The sequence below is a fragment of the Ruegeria sp. BC5 genome, assembly GCF_056539205.1.
This window is the reverse complement of the sequence record NZ_JBQFUN010000008.1, coordinates 133141-157696: the sequence shown is the minus strand read 5'-3', so window position 1 is coordinate 157696 and position 24556 is coordinate 133141. Positions and strand designations below refer to the sequence as shown.

The window sequence follows — 24556 nt, the reverse complement described above, 5'->3', positions numbered from 1 at the left end:
ATGCGTAAATGCGTAAGTGGCATCATAGCCGCTGCATTATGGGCATCCATTGTGCAGGCGGAATCCCACAATTCAGCGGATAGGTCACAGACCTTTCAGCTGGCCTCGGCTGATATGACCGTGTCCCTCCGACCGGTCGTGCGGCCTTCAGCTAAGGAGTATCGGGTGTCGACCGAAGGAAACGCGCGGTTTCAGGCGTGGCTGGGGGCGTTCCGCGAACGGGCAGAACAACAGGGCATTTCAGCCGCGACGCTGGATCGGGCGCTGGCGGGCCTGACCTATGACAAGAAAATCATCGAACGGGATCGCAATCAGGCCGAGTTTTCAAAACCGATCTGGGAGTATCTGGATGCCGCTGTGTCAGACACGCGAATCCGCAACGGTCGCGCCGGGCTGGAACGCCATCACGCGACCCTGACTCGGATCGAGGCGCAATATGGCGTCGAGAAAGAGGTTGTGACGGCGATCTGGGGGCTCGAGACCTCGTTCGGGACGTTTAGGGGCAGTGATCAGACCATCCGCTCGCTGGCGACACTGGCCTTTGACGCGCGGCGGGCGCAGTTCTTTGAAACTCAATTGATCGCGGCTTTGCGGATCGTTCAGGCCGGGGATGTCAGTGCCGGAAAAATGGTCGGCAGCTGGGCGGGCGCGATGGGTCACACGCAGTTCATGCCGACCTCATACCTGGATCACGCGGTGGATTTCGATGGCGACGGGCGGCGCGATATCTGGTCCGAGGACCCGACCGACGCGTTGGCCTCTGCCGCCGCCTACCTAGCGCGGCACGGCTGGACCAAGGGTCAGCCTTGGGGTGTCGAAGTACGTTTGCCGCAAGGGTTCGACTATGCCGTGGCCAAGCGGGATCATACATTGATGCCCTCTGACTGGGCCGCGCGCGGCGTGTTGGGTCGCAATGGTACGCCGGTGCCGGATTACGGGCAGGCGGCCATTCTATTGCCCGCCGGAGGGCAGGGCGTGGCGCTGATGATCTTCGACAATTTCGGCGTGATCGAGAAATACAACGGTGCCGACGCCTATGTGATCGGTATCGGCCATCTGTCCGACCGTCTGGCCGGCCAAGCGCCGTTTCAAGCCAACTGGCCGCGCGGTGACCGGGTGCTGAGTTTCACCGAGAAAAAGGAACTTCAATCCCGCCTGACTGAGGCTGGCTTTGATACGCAGGGCATCGACGGGCGCACCGGACCAAACACGACCGACGCCGTCCGCGCATATCAGTTGGCGCAGGGGCTGCTCCCGGATGGATATGCCAGTTTGAAGCTATTAGAGCGGTTGCGGTGATAGCGAACGGGTCCTGTATAGTGTTTAGGTGTGTGGTGCGGACATTCTCTTAGTTTTTGGCTTTATGGGATGAGTAACCTCCCGACTACCGGCACTCACTACGATAGACGGGAGGTGGACCCAGCAGTTTAGCGGGTCGCGACGCCAGTAGAGGTAATAAAAAACCGGATCGCATTCACATATTTGAATCTAAGTTGCATCAAATCAAGTTTTTTATCGCGCGACAATTTTTATTTTCCCGCGCGATGCAGTTGCAATGCTCGTGTGCTGAGCTTTGCTTAGCGCTGAAAACTGCTAGCACGCCTGACAGAGGCTGGAACTGATACACAGGTTATAGACACAGGCGAACCGAGCCAAACACGACCGGCGTTGTACGAACGTACCAACTGTGCCGAATTTACTGCCGGATGATTTCGTCAGCTTGAATATGCAAGGGCGGCTTCAAACACTAACGTTACTGAGGTGTCTTGGTCTGATTCTTATGGTCTCGGCCGCCATTTTGTTGTGACTACCCGCCACGTATATTGCCGGTAGCTTCATCAATCCCAAGTGTGCCTCAAATGATGAGGCCGCACTATGACCGAAGACACACCACAACCAGCGCAGTACTATGACAAACACGACATCTGGACGTTGGATCCAACGTCCACGGACAAAGAGGTCTATGATGTCTTTGCTACAGAAGTCGCCAAACTTGTTCAGTTGCTGGATGAAAACGAGCCACTCATGTCGCGGGATTTTTACGCACGACTTTTTGTGTCACTATTGGGGTTGTCCCGAGTTTTGGGAGAGTACGATGATAGCTGGAGCCGGAGTGTCTTTTCTCCGGACGAAAGTTAGCTCTGTCACATATAACCTAATGAGGCAGAGCAAGACTCGGATCTTCAAAGCTAAGGGCGGTTGTTAATCCAACCGCCCCTTGCGTTTCGTAGTTACTCTGAACGCCGACCTATGCCGCCACCTTCATCAAGCCCTGCGCGATGATTTCGGCATGTGCCTCATCCAGCGACTTGTAAATCCGCACGAACATCTCGTCGATATCCGCAGGGGTCAGGATCAGCGGGGGTGAGATGATCATCCGGTCACCCACATGGCGCATGATCAGATTGTTGGCAAAGCAGCGGTCGCGGCAGATATAGCCCACGGTGCCGGGGTCCGAGGCAAACTTAGCACGGCTGGCCTTGTCTGGCGTCAGCGCGATCGAGGCCATCATGCCGACGATTTTGGCTTCACCGACCAGCGGGTGATCGGCCAGCGCCTCCCATTTCTCTTTCAAATAGGGCGCGGCCACGTCGCGGACGTGTTCGACGATCTTCTCCTCTTCGAGGATGCGCAGATTTTCCAGCGCAACGGCCGCCGCAACCGGGTGGCCGGAATAGGTGTAGCCATGGTTGAACTCGGTGCCGCCGATAACCTTGGCGATCTCATCACTGACGATGGACCCCCCGATGGGCGCATAGCCCGAGCTGAGCCCCTTGGCGATGGTCATGATATCCGGTCGGATACCTACGGTTTCTGAGCCGAACCAGTTGCCCGTGCGGCCAAATCCGCAAATCACCTCATCCGCGATCAGTAGGATATCGTATTTATCGCAGATCCGCTGAACCTCGGGCCAGTAGCTGTCGGGTGCCACGATCACGCCGCCCGCACCTTGCACGGGTTCGGCGATAAAGGCGGCAACGCGGTCCTCGCCCAGCTCCAGAATGGCGTCTTCCAACTCGCGCGCGCGGGCTAGGCCGAATTCCTCGGGGGTCATGGTGCCGCCTTCGGCCCACCAGTTCGGTTGGTTAATGTGGTGGATGTTGGGGATCGGAATGCCGCCCTGCGCGTGCATCCCTGCCATACCACCCAGCGATGCGGACCCCACGGACGAGCCGTGATAGGCATTGTGGCGGCTGATGATGATATTCTTGTCGGGCTGGCCTTTTTCGGCCCAATAGGTGCGCACCAGGCGGATATTTGTATCATTCGCCTCGGATCCGCCACCGGCGAAGAAGACGTGGTTCAGATCGCCCGGCGCCAGTTCTGCCAGCTTCGCGGCGAGCGCGATAACAGGCACATGGGTCGTTTTGAAGAAGGTGTTGTAATACGGCAGCTCGCGCATCTGGCGGGCGGCGACCTCGGCCAGTTCATCGCGACCATAGCCGATATTGACGCACCACAGACCGGCCATGGCGTCCAGAATCTCTTCGCCCTCGCTGTCGGTCAGATAGACGCCATTGGCACGGGTGATGACGCGGGCGCCTTCCTGGCCAAGCGAACCATTGGCCGAGAACGGGTGCATGTGATGGGCAGCATCCAGCGCCTGCAATTCAGCGGTGGGCATGTGATTAGTTATGGTGGACATCCGGACGTCTCCTGCAAAAGCGGTTGGCATTTACAATATGATCAAATTTTTCCCTGTCAATCGAATCGCCAATTTCTAGCCGTCGGTCAGGGCGTCGGCCATCAGTTCCATCCCCTGTTCGATATCCTGAGCCGTGGCTTTTGCTGCCATTTTCGCATCTTTTGCGCGCAGCGCGGTGATAATGTCCTTATGCCGGTCCGGCAGACTTTGCGTGCCGAAACGGCCACAGACCACACGCAGAGACGGCCCGAATCTCAGCCAGAGCCGCTCGGTCAGATCAAGCAGAATTGGAGCGTCAGCGTAGGAATAGAGGGTTTCGTGAAACGTGTGGTTCAGATGCAGATAACCGCTGACGTCGCCGTCCGCGATTGTGCGGTCAAGCCGCTGATCGATCCGTTCAAGATTATCGATATCCGCGCTGTTCATATTTGCAGCTGCGCGGCATGAAAGCTCTGATTCTATTGAAATTCTGGCGAATATCATCTGTTCGACATCTCCCGCCGACAACAGCGGTACGCTGACCCTGCGGTTGCCCTGAAACACCAGCGCGCCATCCGAGATCAGGCGGCGAATCGCCTCACGCACGGGGGTCATTCCCACCCCCAGCGAATCAGTCAGCCCCTGTATCGTGACGGGCTGTCCCGGCACCAAGTCACCGAACATGATCTGCGCTTTTAGGGTTTGATAGACCTGTTCGTGCGCGGGTCGTTTTTCGGTCTCTACCTTCGCGCTGGATGCCTTATTTTTGATCAAATCCAATTGGTTTGCCCCGTTTCCAGTGATGATGTCTTGCCAGGTTTCAGGCCTCGTGAAACCATACGCGGGATCGAGGGAAAACGCAAAACTTGATCAAATCCAAAAAAACGGGATTATACCCGTACACTTGCAGGGAGAAGAAAATGACAATCAAAACGCTGACCATGACAGCGGTCATCGCGCTGGGGACTTCTGCGGCCTTTGCCGAAGAAGTGCGTGTTTACAACTGGTCCGACTATATCGATGAGGACCTGCTTGCGAAGTTCGAAGAAGAAACCGGCCTGACGCTGATCTACGACGTGTTCGACAGTAACGAGGTTCTTGAAACCAAGATGTTGGCCGGTGGTTCGGGGTATGACGTTGTGGTGCCGTCCGGAACATTCCTTCAGCGCCAGATACAGGCTGGTGCATTTCAGGAGTTGGATTCGTCCAAACTGTCCAACGCGGGCAACCTGTGGGACGTAATCCAGGAACGCACCGCGGGTTATGATCCCAGCAACGCGTATTCGATAAACTACATGTGGGGCACCACTGGACTCGGCGTGAACGTCGACAAAGTCAAAGAAGCGCTGGGTGATGACGTCGCCCTAAATAGCATGGATCTGGTGCTGAAGCCTGAGAACATGGAAAAGCTGGCCTCTTGTGGGGTTCACTTCCTAGACGCGCCAGCCGAGATGATACCAATGGCTTTGCAGTACATAGGCGAAGATCCTGATAGCCACGATCCTGACGTCATCAAGAAAGTCGAAGAGGTTCTGACTAGCGTCCGCCCTCACATCCAAAAGTTCCATAGTTCGGAATATATCAACGCGTTGGCCAATGGAGACATATGCGTAGCCGTCGGCTGGTCGGGCGATATTCTTCAGGCACGCGATCGCGCAGCAGAGGCTGACAACGGTGTCAACATTGAATACCACCCATTTGCCGAAGGCTCGTTGATGTGGTTCGACCAGATGGCAATTCCGGCGGATGCTCCGAACCCAGAAGGTGCACACAAGTTCCTAGATTTTATTCTGGATGCCAATAACATGGCCGCTGCATCGAACTACGTTTACTATGCCAATGGCAACAAGGCGTCACAGGAGTTTCTTGTAGAAGACGTGATCGGTGATCCGGCGATCTATCCTGATGATGCTACCATGCAGAATCTCTACATCACGACGCCATACCCGTCGAAAACACAACGGGTGGTGACCCGTCTGTGGACCAAGATCAAATCGGGCACCTGACCGGTTATCTGCACAGGGCGGATTGGCCCGCCCTGTGCCATTTCCCAGATTGATGCACGGGGGCCGTTTTGAACTCTGACGTCTTTGAGCCGTGGAATGATCCACAGGCGAAACCTTTGATCCAGTTCCGGAATGTCACCAAACGGTTTGGTGAATTCACGGCCATCGACAACCTGTCTCTGGATATCTTCGAAAAAGAATTCTTTGCTTTGCTGGGGCCTTCGGGCTGCGGCAAGACCACCATGATGCGGATGCTGGCGGGGTTCGAAACCCCAACCGAAGGGCACATCATGTTGGGCGGTCAGGACATCGACCCGATCCCGCCGAACAAGCGGGCGGTGAACATGATGTTCCAGTCCTATGCACTGTTCCCGCACCTCAGTATCTGGGACAATATTGCCTTCGGCCTGCGCCGGGACAACATGCCCAAGCATGACTTGGAAGAGCGTGTCGAAGAGATGCTGCGCCTGACCCGGCTGGAACAATTTGCCCGCCGCAAGCCGCATCAGATCTCGGGTGGGCAACGTCAGCGGGTGGCGCTGGCGCGGTCACTGGCCAAGGCACCAAAGCTGCTGTTGCTGGATGAACCGCTTGGCGCGCTGGACAAGAAACTGCGGCAGGACACGCAGTTTGAACTGATGGATATTCAGGAAAAGACCGGCACCACCTTTGTGATCGTGACCCACGATCAGGAAGAGGCGATGACCGTCGCCAGCCGCGTCGCGGTGATGGACCAGGGCAGGTTGATGCAGGTGGAAACGCCGGATCGCATCTATGAAAACCCGAACTCGGTCTATGTTGCGGATTTCATCGGGGATGTGAACATCATCGAGGGCCGGGCGTCCGCCAACGGCGAAGACTCCTATCAGATCGACTGGGCCGAGGGGCAGGCACCGCTGACGGCAACCTCAGCAAATGGGTTTTCTAGCGGTCAGGTCTGCCATCTGGCGATCCGGCCCGAAAAAGTGACGATCTCGGCGGATCGCCCGGCAGATGCGATCAACGCAGTGCAGGGCAAGGTTCATGACATCGCCTATCTGGGCAACCTGTCTACCTATCATGTCGAGCTTGCAAACGGCACGATCATCAAGGCGCAGACGGCCAATACCCGTCGAATCTCGCGCCGGTCGTTCACCTGGGAAGACCCGGTCTGGCTGTCTTGGACAGCGACGGCCGCGGTTCTGCTGGCCAGCTGATGCGCCGTGCATTTCTGATTGCCGTTCCCTATGTCTGGCTGTTGGCGCTGTTTCTGGTGCCGTTCTTCATCGTTCTGAAGATCTCGTTGTCGGATACCGAACTGGCCATTCCGCCCTACACGCCAACGCTGGACCTGTCGCAGGGCTGGGCCGGGATCAAAGAGTTCTTCAGCCAGCTGGATTTCGAAAACTTCGTCTGGCTGACCGAGGATGACCTGTATTGGAAAGCCTACCTGTCCAGCGTCAAAATCGCGGTGATCTCGACTTTTCTGACGCTGTTGGTGGGCTATCCGATTGCCTACGGCATGGCCCGCGCGCCGGTCGAGTGGCGGCCGTCGCTGATGATGCTGGTGATCTTGCCGTTCTGGACCTCGTTCCTGATCCGCGTTTACGCGTGGATGGGGATTTTGTCGAACGAAGGCTATCTGAACCAGTTTCTGCTGTGGCTGGGCATCATCTCGACCCCGCTGACCATTCTGAACACGCAATGGGCGGTCTATATCGGCATCGTCTACACGTATCTGCCGTTCATGATCCTGCCGGTTTATTCGTCACTGGAGCGTATGGACGGGTCCCTGATCGAAGCGGCTGAGGATCTGGGCTGCTCGCGCCTGCAGGCCTTTTGGCTGGTGACTGTTCCGCTGTCGCGTCCTGGCATCATCGCGGGATGTTTTCTGGTGATGATCCCGGTGATTGGTGAGTTCGTGATTCCATCATTGCTAGGCGGCTCGGGTACATTGATGATCGGCAAGGTGCTGTGGGAAGAGTTCTTCTCGAACCGCGACTGGCCGGTGGCCAGCGCCGTGGCGGTGGTACTGCTGCTGATCCTTGTCGTCCCGATTGTGCTGTTCCAGCGCAACCAGCAAAAGCAGACGGAGGCCGAGCAATGAACAGGCTAAGCTGGTTCAACGCGGTGTCCCTGACGCTGGGATTTGCGTTCCTGTATATCCCGATGATCATCCTGATCATCTTCAGCTTCAATGAGAGCAAGCTGGTGACAGTCTGGGCCGGGTTCTCGACCAAATGGTATGGCGAAGTGATCCAGAACGAGGCCTTTCTGGATGCAGCCTGGGTGACCGTGCGCGTCGCGGTATTCTCATCCACATTGGCGACAATCTTGGGTACCGCCGCGGCCTATGTGTTGGTGCGCGGTGGGCGGTTCTTTGGTCGCACGCTTTTTTCCGGCATGATCTACGCGCCGCTGGTGATGCCCGAGGTTATCACCGGGCTGTCGCTGCTGTTGCTGTTCATCGGCATCGGGTTGGATCGGGGTATCCTGACCATCGTTCTGGCGCATACGACCTTTTCGATGTGTTTCGTCTCGGTCGTCGTGTCTTCACGCCTAGTGACCTTCGATAAATCTCTGGAAGAGGCTGCGCTGGATTTGGGCTGTTCACCCGCTCAGGCGTTCCGGCTGGTGACTTTGCCGATCATCGCGCCTGCGGTGATCTCGGGTTGGTTGCTGGCCTTCACTCTGTCGCTGGATGATCTGGTGATTGCGTCGTTCACCTCTGGGCCGTCGGCGACAACCCTGCCGATCAAGATCTTTTCGGCCGTGCGCCTGGGTGTCAGCCCCGAGATCAACGCATTGTCCACGATCATGATCGCGATTGTGACGGTGGGCGTTATCACCGCATCATTGGTCACAAAACGCGCGATGGTGCGGCAAAAGCAGGATGAAATGGCTGCTGCGCGTACCGAATGAAGCGGCTGTTCCCGGATTACACCTATGGGCCCGGCCCCCGGACCAACTGCTGGTGGGACGAAACGATTGCCAGCCCCGACTGGCCGGTTCTCAACGGTGAACAGAAGGTAGACGTCGCCATTGTTGGTGGCGGTTTCACCGGGCTGTCAGCGGCGCTGCATCTGGCAAACGCGTGTGTTTCGGTTGCGGTGCTTGAGGCCCGGACACCTGGTTGGGGCGCCTCGGGGCGCAATGGTGGCTTTTGCTGTCTGGGCGGATCAAAACTGAGCTACAGCGCAATGGTCCGCCAATTCGGTGAGGCGGCCGCACACAGTTGTGATCAAGCTGAAATGGACGCGGTTCTCCTTGTCGCTGATCTGCTGAAAACCAATGCCATAGATGCGGATGTGCATTCACAGGGTGAAACCCAACTGGCCCACACCCCCCGTGCGATGGAAGGGCTGCGCAAACGGGCCGAGGCCACGGGCACTTTGCACGCCCCAGATGATCTTCCTGGACTTGGGTTTGGTGGTCGGTTTTATGGCGGGTACACCAACCCGGTCGGATTTGCACTGAACCCCAGAAAATACCTGTTCGGGCTGGCGCAAATGACCCAGACACTGGGCGCCAAGCTGTTTCAGAACAGTGCGGTGCAGACAATTCGGAAGACGCAATCTGGCTTTGACTTGGAGGCAGCCTCGGGTCGGATCAGCGCCGCAAACGTTCTGATCTGCACCAATGGTTACTCCAGCGAGGACGTGCCGCCCTGGCTGGCTGGCCGGTATATGCCTGTCCAATCCACGGTTCTGGTGACGCGCCCTCTGACGCAGGAAGAATTGCAAACCCAGGGTTGGACATCTGACCAGATGTCTTACGATACCCGCCATTTGCTGCATTATTTCCGCCTGATGCCCGACCGACGGTTTCTGTTCGGAATGCGAGGCGGGTTGCGCGCGTCTCCGCAGGCTGAGGCGGCCATTCGCCGGAAGGCTCTGAACGATTTCAGGCAGATGTTCCCGGAATGGGCGTCGGTCGATGTCACCCATATGTGGTCCGGTATGGTCTGCCTGTCGCGAGGGTTAACGCCGTTTGTGGGTCCCGTGACGGATCAACCGGGGATGTTCGCCGGGTTTGCCTATCACGGTAACGGGGTGGCGATGGGGACCTATTGCGGACGGGCGCTGGCCCGGATGGTTTTGCAGCAAGAGACCGGGCTACCTGAACCCATAACACGTGTCCCAGCGCGGTTTCCGCTGGGACGCTGGCGGCGCGCATTGATGCCGCCGGCCTATGCCATGATGGGTCTATTGGACTTATGACCGCTCTAGCACCGCGCGTTCTAGTTCCAACCCCGTGGCATAGTCCGGTGACCCGTTTTCTATCCGCCACAAACAATAGGCCGCCATCCGCCAAGCATACCAACGACGCAGCGATTTGAACCGGGTCACGATGTCTGCGCGTCTGTACGAGGACAGAAACTGATCTTCTTCCTCAGGTGTCATAGCTGACCCCCGGTACAGGTGCTGCATGGCGGGCGACACAAACAGTGCAATGTCTTCGCACGGATCGCCCTGCGCCGGGCATTGCCAGTCGATCAGGGTCAGCCCGGATGGCGCAACCAGAATGTTCCCCGCAACCGGGTCGCCGTGTATCAGGCAAGTCTGTTGGGTCGGCTGTACCTGTTCGTCAGGTTTTAGCTGTTCCAATTGGTGCCGCATGGCCGAGGTGCATCCGTTAAGGATGCTCTGGCCGTGCCGGGCCAGATCCGCACTGCCATTGCATCCGCGGGGCGCCGGAACCGACACATCCAGCCCATGTAGTTTGCCGAGCAATAGGGCAACGTCGGTTGTGTCCTTACGCCAGGGCGTACCCGGCGCGTGATCGTAAAACACCCATCGACCGTTTTGATGTTGACCCGCCGCGCGCAGACGCGGGGCAAACCCGGTCGGCTCCAACGCGGTTAGGCACTGCGCTTCCAACTCGGCATCGTTGCGAAACAATGGATTGCGCAACCCTGTTCGGTACAGTTTCAAAACCTTGCCGCCGTTCTCTTCCAGCACTTTCCAGACCTTATTGGTCCGACCGCCATACAGGGTTTGAAACTGAGCATCAGGTGCGATCAGCCTTCGGTGACGCAGGTCATCAACAAGATCCAAAGGGGGGAGTGTCGGGGCGGGCAGTGGGTTCACCAAAAAAACGAGTCGCAGTTTGCACTGGTTTGGCCTGTCCCGCCCTGCAGATCAAGTTCCGGTTCGGACCCCGGTCACCATCCCTGCCGGAACCACCTGCCCGCTTTCCAACGTCAGCACGACAGCATCCTCGCCAACCTGTGCCTCGACCACCTGACTGTAGGTTGAGACAGGCTGGCCTGAAAGCAACTCTTCCCCGTCATAGCTTTCCAATGTGGCTGAATAGCTGCCGGTCGGCAAAGGGCTGCCATCGCTAGTTGTCCCGGCCCAGTCAAATTCGGTCTGGGTCACCGGTACGGAAATCCTTTCGATCTCGGTGCCGTCACTGTCCCGGATCACCATCACCGCACTGTCTGCCGCCGGTTCAGCCTGCGCGGACAGGGTCACAGGCTCGCCATCAAAGTGGAACGCTGCGGTGGTCTGGACATCCATACCGACCCAATTGGCAAGATCCTCCAGCTTTATACCGCCCAGAGACAGCGCCAGTTCGGACAAAAGCTCGTTGCTCTGAACCTGTTGTTCAACCATCGAAAATTGCGCCAATTGCGAGGCGTACTCGGTCGAATCCATCGGCTCCAACGGGTCCTGATTTTGCGCCTGGGTTGTCATCAGCAACAGGAAAGTGTCGAAATCCGACGCGATCGAGGTTGCCTGTGACTGGGATGCTGATTGGGCCTGGGTATTGGCTTGCGTCGTCGATTGGGTTGGGGTGATCATGCTCAAAGCCTCATGTCGATCCGGCCGTCGGGGCCTAGTTTCGGAATGGCGGGACCTGCCTCGGTGACAGGCTCGTCCTGCGTTTCCGCAAGCCGGGTGCCGTCGCCCGAGTCAGACCTATCCTGCTGTGCGTCTGCAGAGGTGCCCAGATCAAAGGACAGGTCGCCCAGCCCAAAGTTCTGGAATTCGGCCTCCAGCACCGAGATGTGACGGCGCATCATATCCAGTGTTTCCGGCCGTTCCGCCGAGATTGTTACGTGCAGACCATCCTCGCGACCATTCAAGACTATCGAAACGCGTCCCAGTTCTTCGGGGTTTAACGCGACCTCGATTGTGCCTTGCTGTCCACGCGCGGAAACAACGGTTGCCATTTGATTGGCAACCGCGCGTGCCGTTTCAGCGCGCGCCGTCGATGTAATGGTCTGTGTTAATGGTGCCGAATCTCGGGCAGAGGACAATGTCGGGGTCTCTCTGGTGGTCGATATTTCTTCGATTTCTGGAAAGGTCTGAAGCTCGGTCTGCGTGTTGGTTTGATCCGTGGCCAAAAGCTGCATTTGTGCAAGTGTTGGCGCCCGATCAGGCACCACCGCTTGCGATTGCGCCACCTGTGGCGTCGCGGGGACACTTGGTCCGCCCAGGTCGGGTCGGATGATGGGCGAATGATCCAACATCTCTTTTGGGAGCATGTTCGGTGTTACAAGCCCGGCGGGAAAGCTTGGCGGATTGGTGGCCGCCTGGGGCGTTCTTCTTGGCGAAACTGTATCGAAAAGCATGGCTTGAACGGCTGGAGATACCGCACGCCGAGCAGAGCCCGCCGCGGGTTCCAACCTGTCGGCTTTTTGAGGGGGCGGGTGCGTTTCGTCTACCGTTTCAGTCTCCTCCTCAACAGTTGATGACGTCATGGTTGGTTTTTCAGCCATCGTCTTTGCAACCGGAGCCGGAACAACTTCCGGCACAGCCGCATGCAATTCGGCAGGCGGCTGATCCTCGGGGGTATCGGAAACATCCGGAATTTCAACGTTTGCAGCGATGTCGTCCACCTCTGACACCGAGTCTGGGTCCTGAACCAAAAGGTCGGTGAGATCGGGCTCGGCTGACTGCGGATCGGCCTCTTGATCCATGACCATTTGAAAGGACGCGGCCCCTTTGGACGCACGAGGTTCTTGCGGTTTTGCATCGGGTTTCGCGGCGGTGCCCGACGAAGACAACAGTGCTGAAAGTGGGTTGGGCATTTTGCTCCGACTCCGTTTGTGTGAACGGAAATCTGCCCGCAGGAGGTTACGTTTATTTTAACCGCTTTCGCCTTTGATCAAGAAAGTTCGATGCAAATTTCGGAGAAAGTGATGAAGATTTCCACAACCCTTCCTACCGCGCAGCCCCCCACCACGGCCGAGAAATTGCAGGCTGCGGCGGTCGAGTTGGAGGCCGCGTTTCTGGCGGAAATGCTCAAGTCTTCTGGGTTGGGCAAGGCCAGCGAATCTTTTGGCGGCGGTGCCGGCGAAGATCAGTTTTCGTCCTTCCTCGTGCAACATCAGGCGCGTGCGTTGGCCGCATCCGGCGGCCTTGGCCTGTCCGAAATTTTGTTCCAGTCCATGATGGAGAAAACCGATGCCGACCAATTCTGAAACCGACCTGATCCGATCCCTTGAGGAAGTGCTGGATCTTGAGCGATCCGCGCTTGTCGACGGGGATCTGGACCGGCTGAGCCATATGGCGCCGGAAAAGGAAAAGCTGATCGGTGCGATCAATGAATTGCAGGTTTTGGACAGCGCCGAATTGATTCGCCTGCAGCAGAAAGTCGAACGGAATCAGGCGCTTTTGAACAGTGCCGCCGAAGGGATTCGGGCCGTTGCCAGCCGTATGGCCGAATTGCGGCGCGTTCGGCAGGAGCTCAGCACCTACGGAGCGGACGGGCAGCGCAACGGATACGCCGTGCGTCGCAATGCGAAACTGGAAAAGCGGGCATAGGAGCGGGTTTGATTCAAATCCGAATTTTCTGAGTGAGGGGCTTTAGCATTCCGTTAGGGGATCAGGGGCAAAGGTGGCCGGGCATCTGAAACAACAGGTGGCGCGAACAGCCCGACGGCGGATCGCATTGATCAGAAAGACGTCAAAGCCCGCATGTGGTGCGGGGTAAGCATGGGCGCAAAGGGCCCGAACGGAAAAGGAAGAAAGCTATGTCCAGCATTCTGACAAACAATGGCGCAATGGTGGCGCTGCAAACCCTGAAATCGGTCAACAAGAATCTGGAGATGACCCAGAACGCGATCTCGACCGGTAAGGACGTCGCAACTGCCAAGGACAACTCGGCCGTCTGGGCAATCTCCAAAGTCATGGAGTCGGACGTCAAGGGCTTCAACGCGATCAAAGACAGCCTTGCGCTGGGTGAATCGACCGTCGCGGTGGCGCGGAACGCGTCGGAAACCGTGACCGATCTGTTGACGCAGATGAAAGAGAAAATCGTCGCCGCGCAGGAGGACAACGTTGACCGCGGCAAGATCAACGATGATGTGACCGCTCTGCGGGATCAGATTGCGTCGGTTGTTGGTGCGGCACAGTTCAACGGGCTTAACCTTGTGGACGGCTCGGCCGGTACTGCTTCGATCTTATCCTCACTTGATCGGGATAGCACTGGTGCAGTGAATTCGTCGTCGATTTCGGTCGCAAGTCAGGACCTGTCCATTGGCGGTTATACTGCCAAAGGCGTACTTGCAGGTTCGGGAGGCGCGACCACCGACAATGATGTTGCAGGCTTTACCATGGATAAAGCCGGCGGGTCAGGTGACATTGTGATCGACAGCTCGACTGACAACTTTGAAGTCGGTGATAGTGTCTCGATCCGAGTCGGTGATCAGGATGTGTCGTACACCATTCAAGCCAGCGATCTGGATCCCTCTGGAACCTATGACGATGCCTATACAGATGCTCTTGTTGCTGTTGGCCTCAAGAACCAGGTTGATGCGCTGGGCATCACAGGTGTTGCAGTCGACTATGACTCGGGATCGCCGAACACCCTGTCCTTTACTACAGGTACGGCAACGGCTGGTGCGGATGCGGATCAGGACATTACCGTGTCGGCTCAATTCACTAATGCTGGTTCCGGTGGGCTTGGCGCACTCAGCTCGATTGACGTTTCGACAGATGCAGGCGCGGCAGCCGCACTGGGCACCATCGAAACACTGATCGACACGTCGATTGATGCAGCGGCAGCCTTTGGTTCGGCGCAGGGCCGTATCGAAACACAGCAGGATTTCGTTTCCAAACTGACCGACTCGTTCAAGTCCGGCATCGGTTCGATGGTTGACGCCGATATGGAAGAGACCTCGGCTCGTCTGCAAGCTCTTCAGGTTCAGCAGCAGCTGGCCACTCAATCGCTGTCGATTGCCAATCAGGCGCCGCAGTCGATCCTGTCGCTGTTCCGTTAATTTTCGGAACCTGGTCGGGGCGCCCAGACGCGCCCCGACTCTGACCGCCAAAAGACGGCCTATTGGAAGGATTTCAAGTGACACCGCAAACTCTTGCACAACGTGCCTACGCGCAGACCGCCGCCCCGACCCGCACCCCGCGCGATACCGAGTACGAGGCGATTTCGAAGATCACGCATCGGCTCAAGGTTGCGGCGGCCCGACGCAAAACCGATTTCGGAGGGTTCGTTCACGCGCTACACGAAAATCGTCGCTTGTGGACCGTTCTGGCAACTGGCGTGTCCGACTCGGACAACGCGCTGCCCAATGAATTGCGCGCGCGAATCTTCTATCTGGCAGAATTCACCGAGCAACACAGCAGTCAGATTCTGGGCAATAAGGCGACCGTTGAGCCGCTGCTTGAGATCAATATGGCCGTCCTGCGCGGCCTGCGTCAGATGGGTGCTACCTGATGGGGGGGCTGGTTCTGAAACTGGCACCGAAAGAGAGGGTGCTGATCAACGGCGTGGTTGTCGAAAACGGAGATCGCCGCAGCCGCTTTTCAATCATGACGCCGGACGCAAATGTCCTGCGCCTGCGCGATGCCATTCATCCGGATGAGGTGACTACCCCGGTGCGGCGGGTGTGTTATGCCGCCCAGCTTGTCTTGTCCGGCGATATGGAGCCTGAGCGGGCGCGGCAACAGCTTTTGCGGCGGGTTGAAGAGTTGAGCCAGGTCTTCACCGATGCCGACAGTCGTCGTGTTCTGTCCGAAGCTACTGAGGCTTTACTGGCCGAACAGTATTACAAAAGCCTGAAATCCCTGCGGGCGCTGTTGCCGCGTGAAGAACGGTTGATGGCGTATCAGCAATGACATTCCGGCCTGTCATCCCTTCTGATGGTATTGTCGGCTGGCGTTTTTTGCAGCGTACCTATGATACGCAGCTCGAAAGCTTTTCGGCCTCGCCAGTCAATGAACGAGAGACAAAGTACTTTCTGAGCAATATCGGCAAGGTACAGACGGCTGAGGAATTGGTTTCGGATAGGCGGTTGCTGCAAGTGGCGCTGGGCGCCTTCGGGCTAGAGGATGACATCAACAATCGCTATTTCGTCCAGAAAATTCTGTCCGATGGGACAAGCGCCGAGGATGCATTGTCCAACCGTCTGGCCGATAAGCGGTATCGGGAGTTTTCCGAAGCCTTCGGCCTGGGTCCGGGCGAGGTGCGCAGAACGGGTTTGACCACCTTTATGGAAGCAATTGCGCAGGACAATGCCGTGTCTCGGTTCGAAATCGCTGTTGGTGAGAGCGATGAGACGATGCGCATATCGCTTTATACGCAACATACCTTGGCGGATCTGGCCGCGCAGGACAGCAGTTCGGACACTAAGTGGTTCGATCTGATGGGGCAACCGCCGCTGAGAAGCATGATGGAGACGGCGCTGGGGCTGCCATCAAGTTTCGCGCAGTTGGACATCGACAGGCAGCTTGAGGTTTTCAAGGATAGATTGTCGGGCCTGACTGGATCAGACGATCTGGCCCAATTTACCGACGAGGCGTCGGTGGCCCGGCTGACAGACCAATATCTTGCACGCAGCCAGATTGCACAGCTGCAAAACACGATTTCCCCTGCTCAAACGGCGCTGATTTTGCTGGGGGCGTAACCTAGGCGCGACACAGATAACTATCCGAAAACTCAGGCGTTCAACACGTCATCCGCCGAAGTTCTGAGTGCAAATGCGGTCACTGGCTGGGACACATTGTGCAGCTTGACCTCGCCCAATGACAAAGCATCCGCGCATGCAGGCTGAATATCGGCCGAGACGACAATGCGCTGACCGATCGTTTTGCTGTATTCCCCCAACCGGGCCGCGACATTTGCGGCCTGTCCGATGACTGTGAAATCCAGCCGTTCGCGCGATCCGACATTGCCATATGTGACCCGACCATAGGCAACCCCGATCGAGCAATCGCAATGAACGTCTGAGCCAGATTGGCGCAACTCACCAAGTTTTTCGACAATTTCAACGGCTGAGCGTTGCGCGTTTCGGCGCGCGACCATGGAATCTTCACCCTCGGGAAAGACTGCCAGAACAGCGTCACCGATGAACTTCAATACTTCGCCGCCATTGTTATGCACGATATCGGACACGGTTTCGAAAAAGTCGTTCAGCACGTTGATATAGGCGGTACGGCCAAGCTGCTCTTCCAGGCTGGTCGAATTGCGCAGGTCGCAGAACATAATGGCCGCATCAATCTCATCCCCGTCGCCGCGCCGGATTTCACCGCCCAGCACCCGCGCGCCCGAGCGTTTGCCGACATAAGTCTCAAGCAACACCTGTGCGTTCTCGCGCTGCATGAAAACTTCGTAAAAGCGGGCAATGACAGATGAGCACTCGAACACCAACCCGAGGTTTTCTGTTGTAAACCCGTCAGGATGATCGCAGGTCAGGGTCAGAACATTTGTCCGCCCGTCCGAGAACGGCAATGGCATGGCGACGTAATCGGTGGCACCCTTGGCCCGCAGGTCCTCCATAATCGGGAAGCTGTTTTGGGGGTTTTCGTCGTTCAACCGCTGGCGCACGCCGCCCAGCCCGTTCGAGACGTGACGCAGGGGGCTGTTGATATAGGCCGGGTGATCGTGGATTTCATACGTGGGCACGTTGGTCGAAATCTCGGCCTCACCCTTTTCCCAGATATAATGCTTGCCCGCGATCAGCGGATGCAGAGACCAGGCCAGAATGCTGAGCCGTTGAATCGCGATGCCGTGTTCCAACATCTTTTCGGCCAATGCCTTGGTGAAGGCTTCCGGCGTGCTGAGGTTTGATGCACCACGCATCAGCCAATCAATCAGAGGCCCGCTTATATTGCCATCCTCGGTATCTCGCAGTTGGTTTTCGCCCAAGTCGACCCGTGTATAGGCCGAGGGCATAAACCCGACATAGCCCTGAATGGCGGCGCTTTCAGGCAGCGCTTCTTCATAGGCCCAGACTGAGTTGGCCAGCCGTTGCCCATCCAGGATGACATCGTGATAGGTCGCCGTTCCCTTGAATGGGCAAAACGTCTGCAACTCGGTTTCTACACCAAGATCGACACAGATATCCGTGCGCGGGACGTAAATTGTGGCCGGCAGCCGCGTTTCATACATGACTTTCGCGTCGGTGCTTTCGGCCAACAGGGTGTCATCCCGATAGATCGCGATCCGACCTTTCAGCGATTCGACCGATATCCCGTAGCCTTTAGTCGGCGGTGTGGTATGGACGTTCATCATCAGTTTCCCTGACCCGCTTGGTATTAGGATGGGCCTTTGGGGCAAGCATTCCAAGGGGGATAACCGGCATTTTATCACACATACCTTGTGCGATGCGGCAAAGTCAGACCATCTGAATCACATCTTTTTCGATCGACAACATATAGCCTTTTTTGGCGATATTCTTGACCAGCAACTCACTGACCATCTGATTGCCCAAGGCATCGCGCAGCCGTTTGATCCGTGTGGCACCTGCGGCCTCGTCACAATCGGCGGTGTCTTTGCCCGAGATCATCGACTCGATCTGGACGCCGGACAGGACCTCGTCGTCCAGCCGGGATTCGGCCAGCACCGACAAGGTCTCCATTGCCGCGGGTGTCAGTTTGAAATCCATGTTGTTCAGATAGACGGTATTTTCCTCGCGGCTGATTAACAGCGAGGTGACCTGAATGCCGGTGCGTTCGATCTGTGCCATTCGCCGGTTCAACAACACCAGCATTACCAGAAACACCAGCGCCGTTACCAGCATAGCAGTGGCAAAAACCAGCAACACGAAAATCACCATTCGGTAGCTGGACAGTGTATCGGCAAAAGCGGTGCCCGATTGCGCCAATATCTCAAGCAAGCGGATTTCAGTTTGCGAGGTTAGATCGCTTTCGATGAACAATCGTTCGACCCGGGCGTTGAATGCGTTCGCATCGGGCAGGGTCCAGAATAAAAAGATGGCCGCTGTTACCAGAATCACCACGATCGCCGCGATGCCCGCGCCGACCAGTCTGACACCAGATCGGCGGGCCTCAGTAACGGAGATAGAATTTTCCGGCATTGACCTTCCTTTTATCCAACCCTTCCGGCCCGAACACGGACATGACGTTCAGCAGGGTCCAGCCCGACCCCTTGAGGCGCTGGGCGACTTCTTTTTTAGCCTGCCCTTTGCCGCAAGCCGATACCTGCATGACGCCGTAGTGCAGGCGCAGCGGATTGTCCTGCTTGGCCTTGTAGTCGGCATAGCAATCGGCCGCCGAAGCGGTGGTGCCAAGCGATATCAGGGCCAACAGGGCCAGAGAAGAGAGGATCTGTTTCATAGGCCGCATCCTGCGCATGTGTTGGCACGATATTCAATAACCTAAGGGGTTTCGCGGGCCTGATATCGGATAACACCGGCCCGTTATTGCCTGTCTGAACGAGGCGCGGCCAGTGTCGGGTCATCAGCACACGGCCCGCCACCGGGTCACCTCAAGACTACTGAAGGACAAGCACCATGCATAAGAAATTCATTGCCCTGATCGTGGCCTCGGCAGTTGCCATCACCGGTATTTCCGCGTCTCAGGCGCGGGCCGCGGATGTCGAGGATATTCTTGGCGGGCTTGCAGCCATTGCGCTGATTGGCGCCGCTGTGAAGCATTTCGACGACAAGAGCAAAAAGAACAACGTGACGCACAACTACAATCACATATATAAGGCGCCCCAGAAACACGTACACACCCGGCCAAAGCACCGGCCACATCACGTACGCCCGCTGCCCCCGCGTGTTGCGCGTTACAGCCTGCCGCAACGATGCTTGCGCACGTTCAAAGGGTATTCGCCCAATCAACGACTGTTGGGGAAGACCTGTCTGGGCAAGCATTACAAATACAGCAATAGCCTGCCTAACCAGTGCAAGGTCAGGTTCTGGAATGGCAAAAAGGTCAAGCGGGCATACCACCCCGGCTGTCTGCGCCAGAAAGGATACCGCGTTAGTTACAAGTAACGGTTTTCGAGCAGGAGCGGCGCCACAGAAGCGCTGTGCGGGAGAGGGCGGCGCAAGCTGCCCTCTCCTTTTTTCTTGCGGTGGGTGGCAAAACGCGGTTTTCCGGGGGTATGACGACTCCGGATTATGAAATTGAGAAGGCCGCAGCGGCGCGTGGATTTCTGCGGATCGCAGGTGTCGACGAGGTTGGGCGCGGACCGCTGGCCGGACCGGTGGTTGCCGCAGCCGTGATTCTGAACCCCAGTGATATTCCCGACGGGCTGAACGATTCCAAAAAGCTGACGGCGAAACGGCGCGCCGCGTTAGAGGCAGCCCTGCGTGAGAAGGCCGAGATCGCAATTGCCGAGGCGTCAGTGGCCGAGATTGACGAACACAATATCTTGCGGGCTTCGCATCTGGCGATGGAGCGCGCGGTGGCAGCGCTGGACCCGCCGCCTGATTACCTGCTGATCGATGGGAACATGATTCCACGAGGCCTGACGATCCCCGCGAGGGCGGTGGTCAAAGGCGATGCGCATTCTGTGTCGATTGCGGCGGCTTCGATCGTCGCCAAAAACTGGCGCGATCAACTGATGGTGGATTTGGCGCAACAGCATCCGGGCTACGGATGGGAGACAAACGCCGGTTATCCGTCGAAACAACACAAGGACGCGCTGCAAAATCTTGGTGTGACCCCACACCATAGACGTTCCTTCAAGCCAGTACACAATATCTTGTATCAAGAGTAAATTGTAAGTCGCTGATTCAAAAAAGAAATTGACGGCGAATCGACTTTGACTCATCCTTGTCTCAACCAAATGAGCGCAAAAGCGCCGTGGATACTTGAGGCAGTACAAATGACAACAACCACTAAAAAGGGCGCAAAAGCGCTCCCTTTAAACACGATTCTATCCGGGGACTGCATCGATGTGATGAACAGTCTGCCCGAGGCGTCGGTGGACCTGATTTTTGCGGATCCGCCCTATAATCTTCAGTTGAAGGGTCAATTGCACCGCCCCGATAACAGCCAGGTAGATGCGGTTGACGATCATTGGGATCAATTCTCCAGCTTTGCCGTTTATGACCAATTCACCCGCGAATGGCTGAAGGCAGCGCGTCGTCTGCTTAAGCCAAATGGCGCGATCTGGGTGATTGGGTCTTACCACAATATCTTCCGTGTGGGTTCGGCCCTGCAGGACGCGGGCTATTGGATTTTAAACGACGTCGTGTGGCGCAAATCCAATCCGATGCCGAACTTCCGCGGCAAACGCTTTACCAACGCGCATGAGACGATGATCTGGGCGTCGAAATGCGAAGGGGCAAAGTACACGTTCAACTATGAAGCCCTAAAGGCGCTGAACGAGGGCGTTCAGATGCGCAGTGACTGGGTGCTGCCGATCTGCACCGGGCACGAGCGCCTGAAGGATGAAAACGGCGACAAGGCGCATCCGACGCAGAAACCGGAATCGCTGTTGCACCGTGTGCTGATCGGCTCGACCAATCCGGGCGATGTGATCCTTGATCCGTTCTTCGGTACCGGAACCACAGGTGCAGTTGCCAAGATGCTGGGCCGCGAATTCATCGGCATCGAGCGCGAGGAAAGCTATCGCAAGGTCGCTGAAAAGCGCATCTCGAAGGTCCGTAAGTTCGACCGTGAGGCGCTGGAGGTCAGCGCCAGCAAACGTGCCGAGCCGCGCGTGCCCTTCGGCCAACTGGTCGAACGTGGGATGCTGCGCCCGGGTGAAGAACTGTATTCCATGAACCAGCGCCACAAGGCCAAGGTCCGTGCCGACGGCACGCTGGTGGGCAACAACGTCAAGGGCTCGATCCACCAAGTGGGGGCGCAGCTGGAAAACGCGCCGTCCTGTAACGGCTGGACCTACTGGTGCTTTAAACGCGACGGCAAAACGGTGCCGATTGACGTGTTGCGTCAGCAGATCCGGGCCGAGATGAACTGAATTTACCAACACCGCCGGTGCCTGTGGCCTGACACAAGGCACTAAGCCTTGCCCCGCCGATCTCGGCGGGGTCTTTTGTTTTTCAACATCTGGTTTCGAAACGGGCCTTCTGTATCCTGCGGTGAAGTGAAGGAGCTTGTGCAATGTCGGATACCACAGCCAGCGAGTCCCGCTTTGACCGGTTCTTTGTGACCCGCCCGGACAATTTCGATCTGGAAAACAAATATACCGAAGCCGCGATGGAACGACACAAGCGCGAGGGGCTTGAACTTGCGGTCCGCGCTCGCTGGATCGCGATGGCGCTGACTGGTGTGCTGCTGATCTACCTGAATCCGCAATGGGAAGTGCTGTGGTATCACTTCATCTTGCTGCTGATCTGCGCCAACGGCTGGTTTATCAGGCGCGCGGGGCGTGTGGGGCAATCGCGGACCGAGCTGCTTTTGATCTTTGTGGACCTGCTGATCATGACACTGGGGATGATTGTGCCCAACCCGTTCAGCGACGATGTCCGACCGTTGGCGATGCAGTACCGGTTCGACAATTTCCAGTATTTCTTCATCATTCTGGCGGCCGGTACGTTGGCCTATTCCTGGCGCACGGTGATTGCGATCGGATCATGGACGGCAGGGGTCTGGACGGCTGGATGGATCATCGCCTGGTGGGTCGCAACCCCGATGCCCGGTCTCAGCGAGCGTGTGGCTGAGGCATTGGCTGTCTATCCCGATGTGGCAGAATTGCTGGACCCCAACAGCTTTATGCCAGCGCAGCGTATTCAACAGGTGATCGTATTCATGATGGTGGCGGTGACATTGGGCGTGTCGATGCGGCGGCTCAATCGGTTGCTGATGTCAAATGCGGGGTTGGAGCGTGAAAGGGCAAACCTGTCGCGGTATTTCTCACCGAACGTGGTGGATGAGCTGAGCCAGAATGATGAGCCGCTGAAGCAGGTGCGCAAAGAGGAAATTGCCGTCCTGTTTATCGATATCGTCGGATTCACCAGATATGCCGCCGGGCGCGACCCTTACGAAGTGATCGAGGTTCTGCGCGGCTTTCACGCTCGAATGGAGGCCGAAGTGTTCCGCCATCACGGAACGCTGGACAAATACCTGGGTGACGGGTTGATGGCCACGTTTGGGACGCCGGTGCCGACACCGCAGGATGCGAGTAATGCAGTGGCCTGCGCGCGCGGGATGATCGATGTGATTGACCGTTGGAACGTGGAACGCCGCCGTACGGGCGAGCCTGAGATACGTGTGGGGATCGGGGTCCATTTCGGCGCGGTCGTTCTGGGGGATATCGGCGCCAACCGTTTGGAATTTGCGGTGATAGGGGATGCGGTGAATGTGGCCGCGAAGCTTGAGGCGCAGACCCGCGAATTTCAGGCAAAAGTCATCATGAGCGACGCAGTTCGGAGCCGTTTGGAGGAAGAAGGCCGCAACGTATCCGAGCTGATGGCGGGGTTTGCGAAACACGAAAATCGTGCGGTCCGGGGGGTGGAGGCCCCGATGGATGTATGGGTGATGACCGGGTGAGGGCTCCCGCCGAACAACCATGCATCGAAGATGCAAGGCGGATCGTTGGGCCGGGCAGCACGCTGACGCGTGCTGCGGTCAGGCACGTGGCAGCGGGTTTTGCGATTTGTTATAGGGCGTCCAGTCCGTAACTTCGGGATAGTATTGGCGCCGCCAAGCGCGGACGCGCGGGTTCATGATGCGACGCCACAGCGGCGGGATCATCGCGGCGACCGTCATCACCGGATAGCCATAGGGCAATTGCGGGGCGGCGTCCTCGGAGTGGTGTTGCAACAGTGGAAAGCGGCGGTTGGGTTTATAGTGGTGGTCCGAGTGGCGCTGCAAATTGATGAGCAGCCAGTTCGACGCTTTCTGTGACGCATTCCATGAGTGGCGTGGTTGGACATGCTCATACTTGCCTGCGCCCAGATGTTTGCGCGTCAGGCCATAGTGTTCGACGTAATTAACCAATTCTAGCTGCCAGATGGCGACGCCCGCCTGGATCAGGAACAGTGCGAGCCCCGAGAGACCTCCGATCACGAAGGCCAATACCAGCATTGCACCTTGTAATGCCCAATAGCGCCAGAACGGGTTGGAGAGGTCGCTCCACGGGCGGTCTTTACGGGCCAGTTTTTCGCGTTCAGCCCGCAAGGCCGAGAACAGGCATTGTTTCAGCACCCGCGGATAAAACCGATGAAACCCCTCGTTATAGCGGGCAGTCACCGGGTCGCGGGGCGTACCGACATAGCGGTGATGCACCAGCAGATGTTCAGAGCGGAAATGTGAATACAGCACCATCGCCAGAAGGATATCGCCCAACCAGCGTTCGACTCGGCCTTTTTGGTGCATCAACTCGTGGCTGTAGTTGATGCCGATCGTGCCCGAGATTACTCCCATTCCGAAGAACAGCCCAACCTTAGCCAAGGTTGACAGGTGGTCGGTATGCGTGGCGTACCAGATCAGCCCGTAAAGGGTCAGGAATTGCACCGGAACCCAGGCTTTTGTCAGCAGGATGTACCAGTGCAACACCGAGTCGGGGGTATCGGGGCTGGCATTGGTCAGATCCAGCCCGGTGAGCCGGTCGAGCAACGCAAAGGCCCACCATGTGGAAAGTGGCACCAGCAAGACCCACCAACCGCCAGCCATTGCGGTGAACCAGATCAGCGGGATCAGCAGGAATGAGATCCAGAACGGCAGGGCCGATTGCCAACGGGGTAAGGTATCTGTTGCGGTCATTGGGTGGCTCCGGATGACTGCGCGCACATTAGCCACAGTCCGGCAGGACAGAC

General features: G+C 57.3%; 26 protein-coding genes. 17 read left to right on the top strand and 9 right to left on the bottom strand.

The annotated features are described in order from the left end of the window. The gene (locus ACR0LY_RS16960; RefSeq protein ID WP_170351096.1) at positions 1 to 1299 is read left to right on the top strand and encodes a lytic murein transglycosylase; all 1299 of its coding nucleotides are present in this window, start codon (positions 1 to 3) and stop codon (positions 1297 to 1299) included. Positions 1300 to 1875: 576 nt separating this feature from the next. Continuing rightward, complete coding sequence (locus tag ACR0LY_RS16955; protein WP_170351095.1) at positions 1876 to 2139, top strand: hypothetical protein; 264 nt, start codon at positions 1876 to 1878, stop codon at positions 2137 to 2139. Positions 2140 to 2248: 109 nt separating this feature from the next. Here the strand turns inward: ACR0LY_RS16955 and ACR0LY_RS16950 are convergent, their stop codons facing one another. Both ACR0LY_RS16950 and ACR0LY_RS16945 read right to left on the bottom strand, forming a co-directional pair. Then, positions 2249 to 3646, bottom strand: a complete 1398-nt coding sequence (locus ACR0LY_RS16950; RefSeq protein WP_170351094.1) for an aspartate aminotransferase family protein — start codon at positions 3644 to 3646, stop codon at positions 2249 to 2251. 75 nt (positions 3647 to 3721) lie between these two features. After that, positions 3722 to 4405 (bottom strand): GntR family transcriptional regulator, encoded by a 684-nt coding sequence (locus tag ACR0LY_RS16945; RefSeq protein WP_170351093.1) that lies wholly within the window; start codon positions 4403 to 4405, stop codon positions 3722 to 3724. 140 nt (positions 4406 to 4545) lie between these two features. Between ACR0LY_RS16945 and ACR0LY_RS16940 the strand changes: the two genes are divergently transcribed. The 5 genes from ACR0LY_RS16940 (at position 4546) to ACR0LY_RS16920 (ending at position 9830) form a co-directional block, all read left to right on the top strand. Beyond that, positions 4546 to 5631, top strand: a complete 1086-nt coding sequence (locus tag ACR0LY_RS16940) for a polyamine ABC transporter substrate-binding protein (protein WP_170351092.1) — start codon at positions 4546 to 4548, stop codon at positions 5629 to 5631. A gap of 68 nt (positions 5632 to 5699) precedes the next feature. Beyond that, entirely contained in the window at positions 5700 to 6827 is a 1128-nt protein-coding gene (locus ACR0LY_RS16935) for an ABC transporter ATP-binding protein (RefSeq protein ID WP_170351091.1), read from the top strand. Next, on the top strand, positions 6827 to 7717 hold the full coding sequence (locus ACR0LY_RS16930; protein ID WP_170351090.1) for an ABC transporter permease subunit: 891 nt from the start codon (positions 6827 to 6829) through the stop codon (positions 7715 to 7717). Before ACR0LY_RS16935 ends, ACR0LY_RS16930 begins: the two co-directional genes overlap by 1 nt. Further along, complete coding sequence (locus ACR0LY_RS16925) at positions 7714 to 8532, top strand: ABC transporter permease (protein WP_170351089.1); 819 nt, start codon at positions 7714 to 7716, stop codon at positions 8530 to 8532. The genes ACR0LY_RS16930 and ACR0LY_RS16925 overlap by 4 nt, the downstream gene beginning before the upstream one ends. Beyond that, positions 8529 to 9830: an NAD(P)/FAD-dependent oxidoreductase gene (locus ACR0LY_RS16920; RefSeq protein ID WP_170351088.1), complete on the top strand. Its 1302-nt coding sequence runs from the start codon at positions 8529 to 8531 to the stop codon at positions 9828 to 9830. Before ACR0LY_RS16925 ends, ACR0LY_RS16920 begins: the two co-directional genes overlap by 4 nt. Here the strand turns inward: ACR0LY_RS16920 and ACR0LY_RS16915 are convergent. From ACR0LY_RS16915 to ACR0LY_RS16905, 3 genes are all read right to left on the bottom strand, one after another. Beyond that, a complete protein-coding gene (locus ACR0LY_RS16915; RefSeq protein ID WP_254440253.1) occupies positions 9825 to 10667 on the bottom strand; it encodes a phosphotransferase family protein in 843 nt (280 codons plus the stop codon). The genes ACR0LY_RS16920 and ACR0LY_RS16915 overlap by 6 nt on opposite strands. 84 nt (positions 10668 to 10751) lie before the next feature. Continuing rightward, positions 10752 to 11417 (bottom strand): flagellar hook capping FlgD N-terminal domain-containing protein, encoded by a 666-nt coding sequence (locus tag ACR0LY_RS16910; protein WP_170351087.1) that lies wholly within the window; start codon positions 11415 to 11417, stop codon positions 10752 to 10754. Between the two features lie 2 nt (positions 11418 to 11419). Further along, positions 11420 to 12649 (bottom strand): flagellar hook-length control protein FliK, encoded by a 1230-nt coding sequence (locus tag ACR0LY_RS16905; RefSeq protein WP_480567272.1) that lies wholly within the window; start codon positions 12647 to 12649, stop codon positions 11420 to 11422. A gap of 111 nt (positions 12650 to 12760) precedes the next feature. Here ACR0LY_RS16905 and ACR0LY_RS16900 point away from each other — a divergent pair, with 111 nt between their 5' ends. From ACR0LY_RS16900 to ACR0LY_RS16875, 6 genes are all read left to right on the top strand, one after another. Beyond that, positions 12761 to 13042 (top strand): rod-binding protein, encoded by a 282-nt coding sequence (locus ACR0LY_RS16900; RefSeq protein ID WP_170351085.1) that lies wholly within the window; start codon positions 12761 to 12763, stop codon positions 13040 to 13042. Further along, a complete protein-coding gene (locus ACR0LY_RS16895; RefSeq protein WP_170351084.1) occupies positions 13026 to 13385 on the top strand; it encodes a flagellar export chaperone FlgN in 360 nt (119 codons plus the stop codon). The genes ACR0LY_RS16900 and ACR0LY_RS16895 overlap by 17 nt, the downstream gene beginning before the upstream one ends. A gap of 209 nt (positions 13386 to 13594) precedes the next feature. Then, entirely contained in the window at positions 13595 to 14842 is a 1248-nt protein-coding gene (locus tag ACR0LY_RS16890; RefSeq protein ID WP_170351083.1) for a flagellin, read from the top strand. Positions 14843 to 14919: 77 nt separating this feature from the next. Further along, positions 14920 to 15294, top strand: a complete 375-nt coding sequence (gene flaF, locus ACR0LY_RS16885; RefSeq protein WP_170351082.1) for a flagellar biosynthesis regulator FlaF — start codon at positions 14920 to 14922, stop codon at positions 15292 to 15294. Continuing rightward, positions 15294 to 15695, top strand: coding sequence for a flagellar biosynthesis repressor FlbT (gene flbT / locus ACR0LY_RS16880; RefSeq protein ID WP_170351081.1), 402 nt, complete (start codon positions 15294 to 15296; stop codon positions 15693 to 15695). Before flaF ends, flbT begins: the two co-directional genes overlap by 1 nt. Continuing rightward, positions 15692 to 16483 (top strand): DUF1217 domain-containing protein, encoded by a 792-nt coding sequence (locus tag ACR0LY_RS16875; RefSeq protein ID WP_170351080.1) that lies wholly within the window; start codon positions 15692 to 15694, stop codon positions 16481 to 16483. The genes flbT and ACR0LY_RS16875 overlap by 4 nt, the downstream gene beginning before the upstream one ends. Before the next feature lie 32 nt (positions 16484 to 16515). On the opposite strand, the gene ACR0LY_RS16870 is transcribed toward ACR0LY_RS16875, so the two are convergent. From ACR0LY_RS16870 to ACR0LY_RS16860, 3 genes are all read right to left on the bottom strand, one after another. Then, a complete protein-coding gene (locus ACR0LY_RS16870; RefSeq protein WP_170351138.1) occupies positions 16516 to 18087 on the bottom strand; it encodes a DUF427 domain-containing protein in 1572 nt (523 codons plus the stop codon). Between the two features lie 106 nt (positions 18088 to 18193). After that, on the bottom strand, positions 18194 to 18895 hold the full coding sequence (locus tag ACR0LY_RS16865; protein ID WP_170351079.1) for a winged helix-turn-helix domain-containing protein: 702 nt from the start codon (positions 18893 to 18895) through the stop codon (positions 18194 to 18196). Beyond that, positions 18867 to 19154, bottom strand: coding sequence for a hypothetical protein (locus ACR0LY_RS16860; RefSeq protein WP_170351078.1), 288 nt, complete (start codon positions 19152 to 19154; stop codon positions 18867 to 18869). The genes ACR0LY_RS16865 and ACR0LY_RS16860 overlap by 29 nt, the downstream gene beginning before the upstream one ends. A gap of 176 nt (positions 19155 to 19330) precedes the next feature. Here ACR0LY_RS16860 and ACR0LY_RS16855 point away from each other — a divergent pair, with 176 nt between their 5' ends. The 4 genes from ACR0LY_RS16855 to ACR0LY_RS16840 all read left to right on the top strand — a co-directional run bounded on the left by ACR0LY_RS16855 (position 19331) and on the right by ACR0LY_RS16840 (position 23288). Continuing rightward, the gene (locus ACR0LY_RS16855) at positions 19331 to 19819 is read left to right on the top strand and encodes a hypothetical protein (RefSeq protein ID WP_170351077.1); all 489 of its coding nucleotides are present in this window, start codon (positions 19331 to 19333) and stop codon (positions 19817 to 19819) included. 110 nt (positions 19820 to 19929) lie between these two features. Next, positions 19930 to 20547, top strand: coding sequence for a ribonuclease HII (locus ACR0LY_RS16850; protein ID WP_170351076.1), 618 nt, complete (start codon positions 19930 to 19932; stop codon positions 20545 to 20547). Between the two features lie 108 nt (positions 20548 to 20655). Next, positions 20656 to 21756 (top strand): site-specific DNA-methyltransferase, encoded by a 1101-nt coding sequence (locus ACR0LY_RS16845; RefSeq protein ID WP_170351075.1) that lies wholly within the window; start codon positions 20656 to 20658, stop codon positions 21754 to 21756. A 143-nt stretch (positions 21757 to 21899) separates the two neighbouring features. Next, positions 21900 to 23288 carry an adenylate/guanylate cyclase domain-containing protein gene (locus ACR0LY_RS16840; protein ID WP_170351074.1) on the top strand — a complete coding sequence of 463 codons (1389 nt, stop codon included), beginning with the start codon at positions 21900 to 21902 and terminating at the stop codon, positions 23286 to 23288. 78 nt (positions 23289 to 23366) lie between these two features. Here ACR0LY_RS16840 and ACR0LY_RS16835 read toward each other — a convergent pair whose 3' ends face one another. Further along, complete coding sequence (locus tag ACR0LY_RS16835) at positions 23367 to 24503, bottom strand: alkane 1-monooxygenase (RefSeq protein WP_170351073.1); 1137 nt, start codon at positions 24501 to 24503, stop codon at positions 23367 to 23369. Between the last annotated feature and the right edge of the window lie 53 nt (positions 24504 to 24556).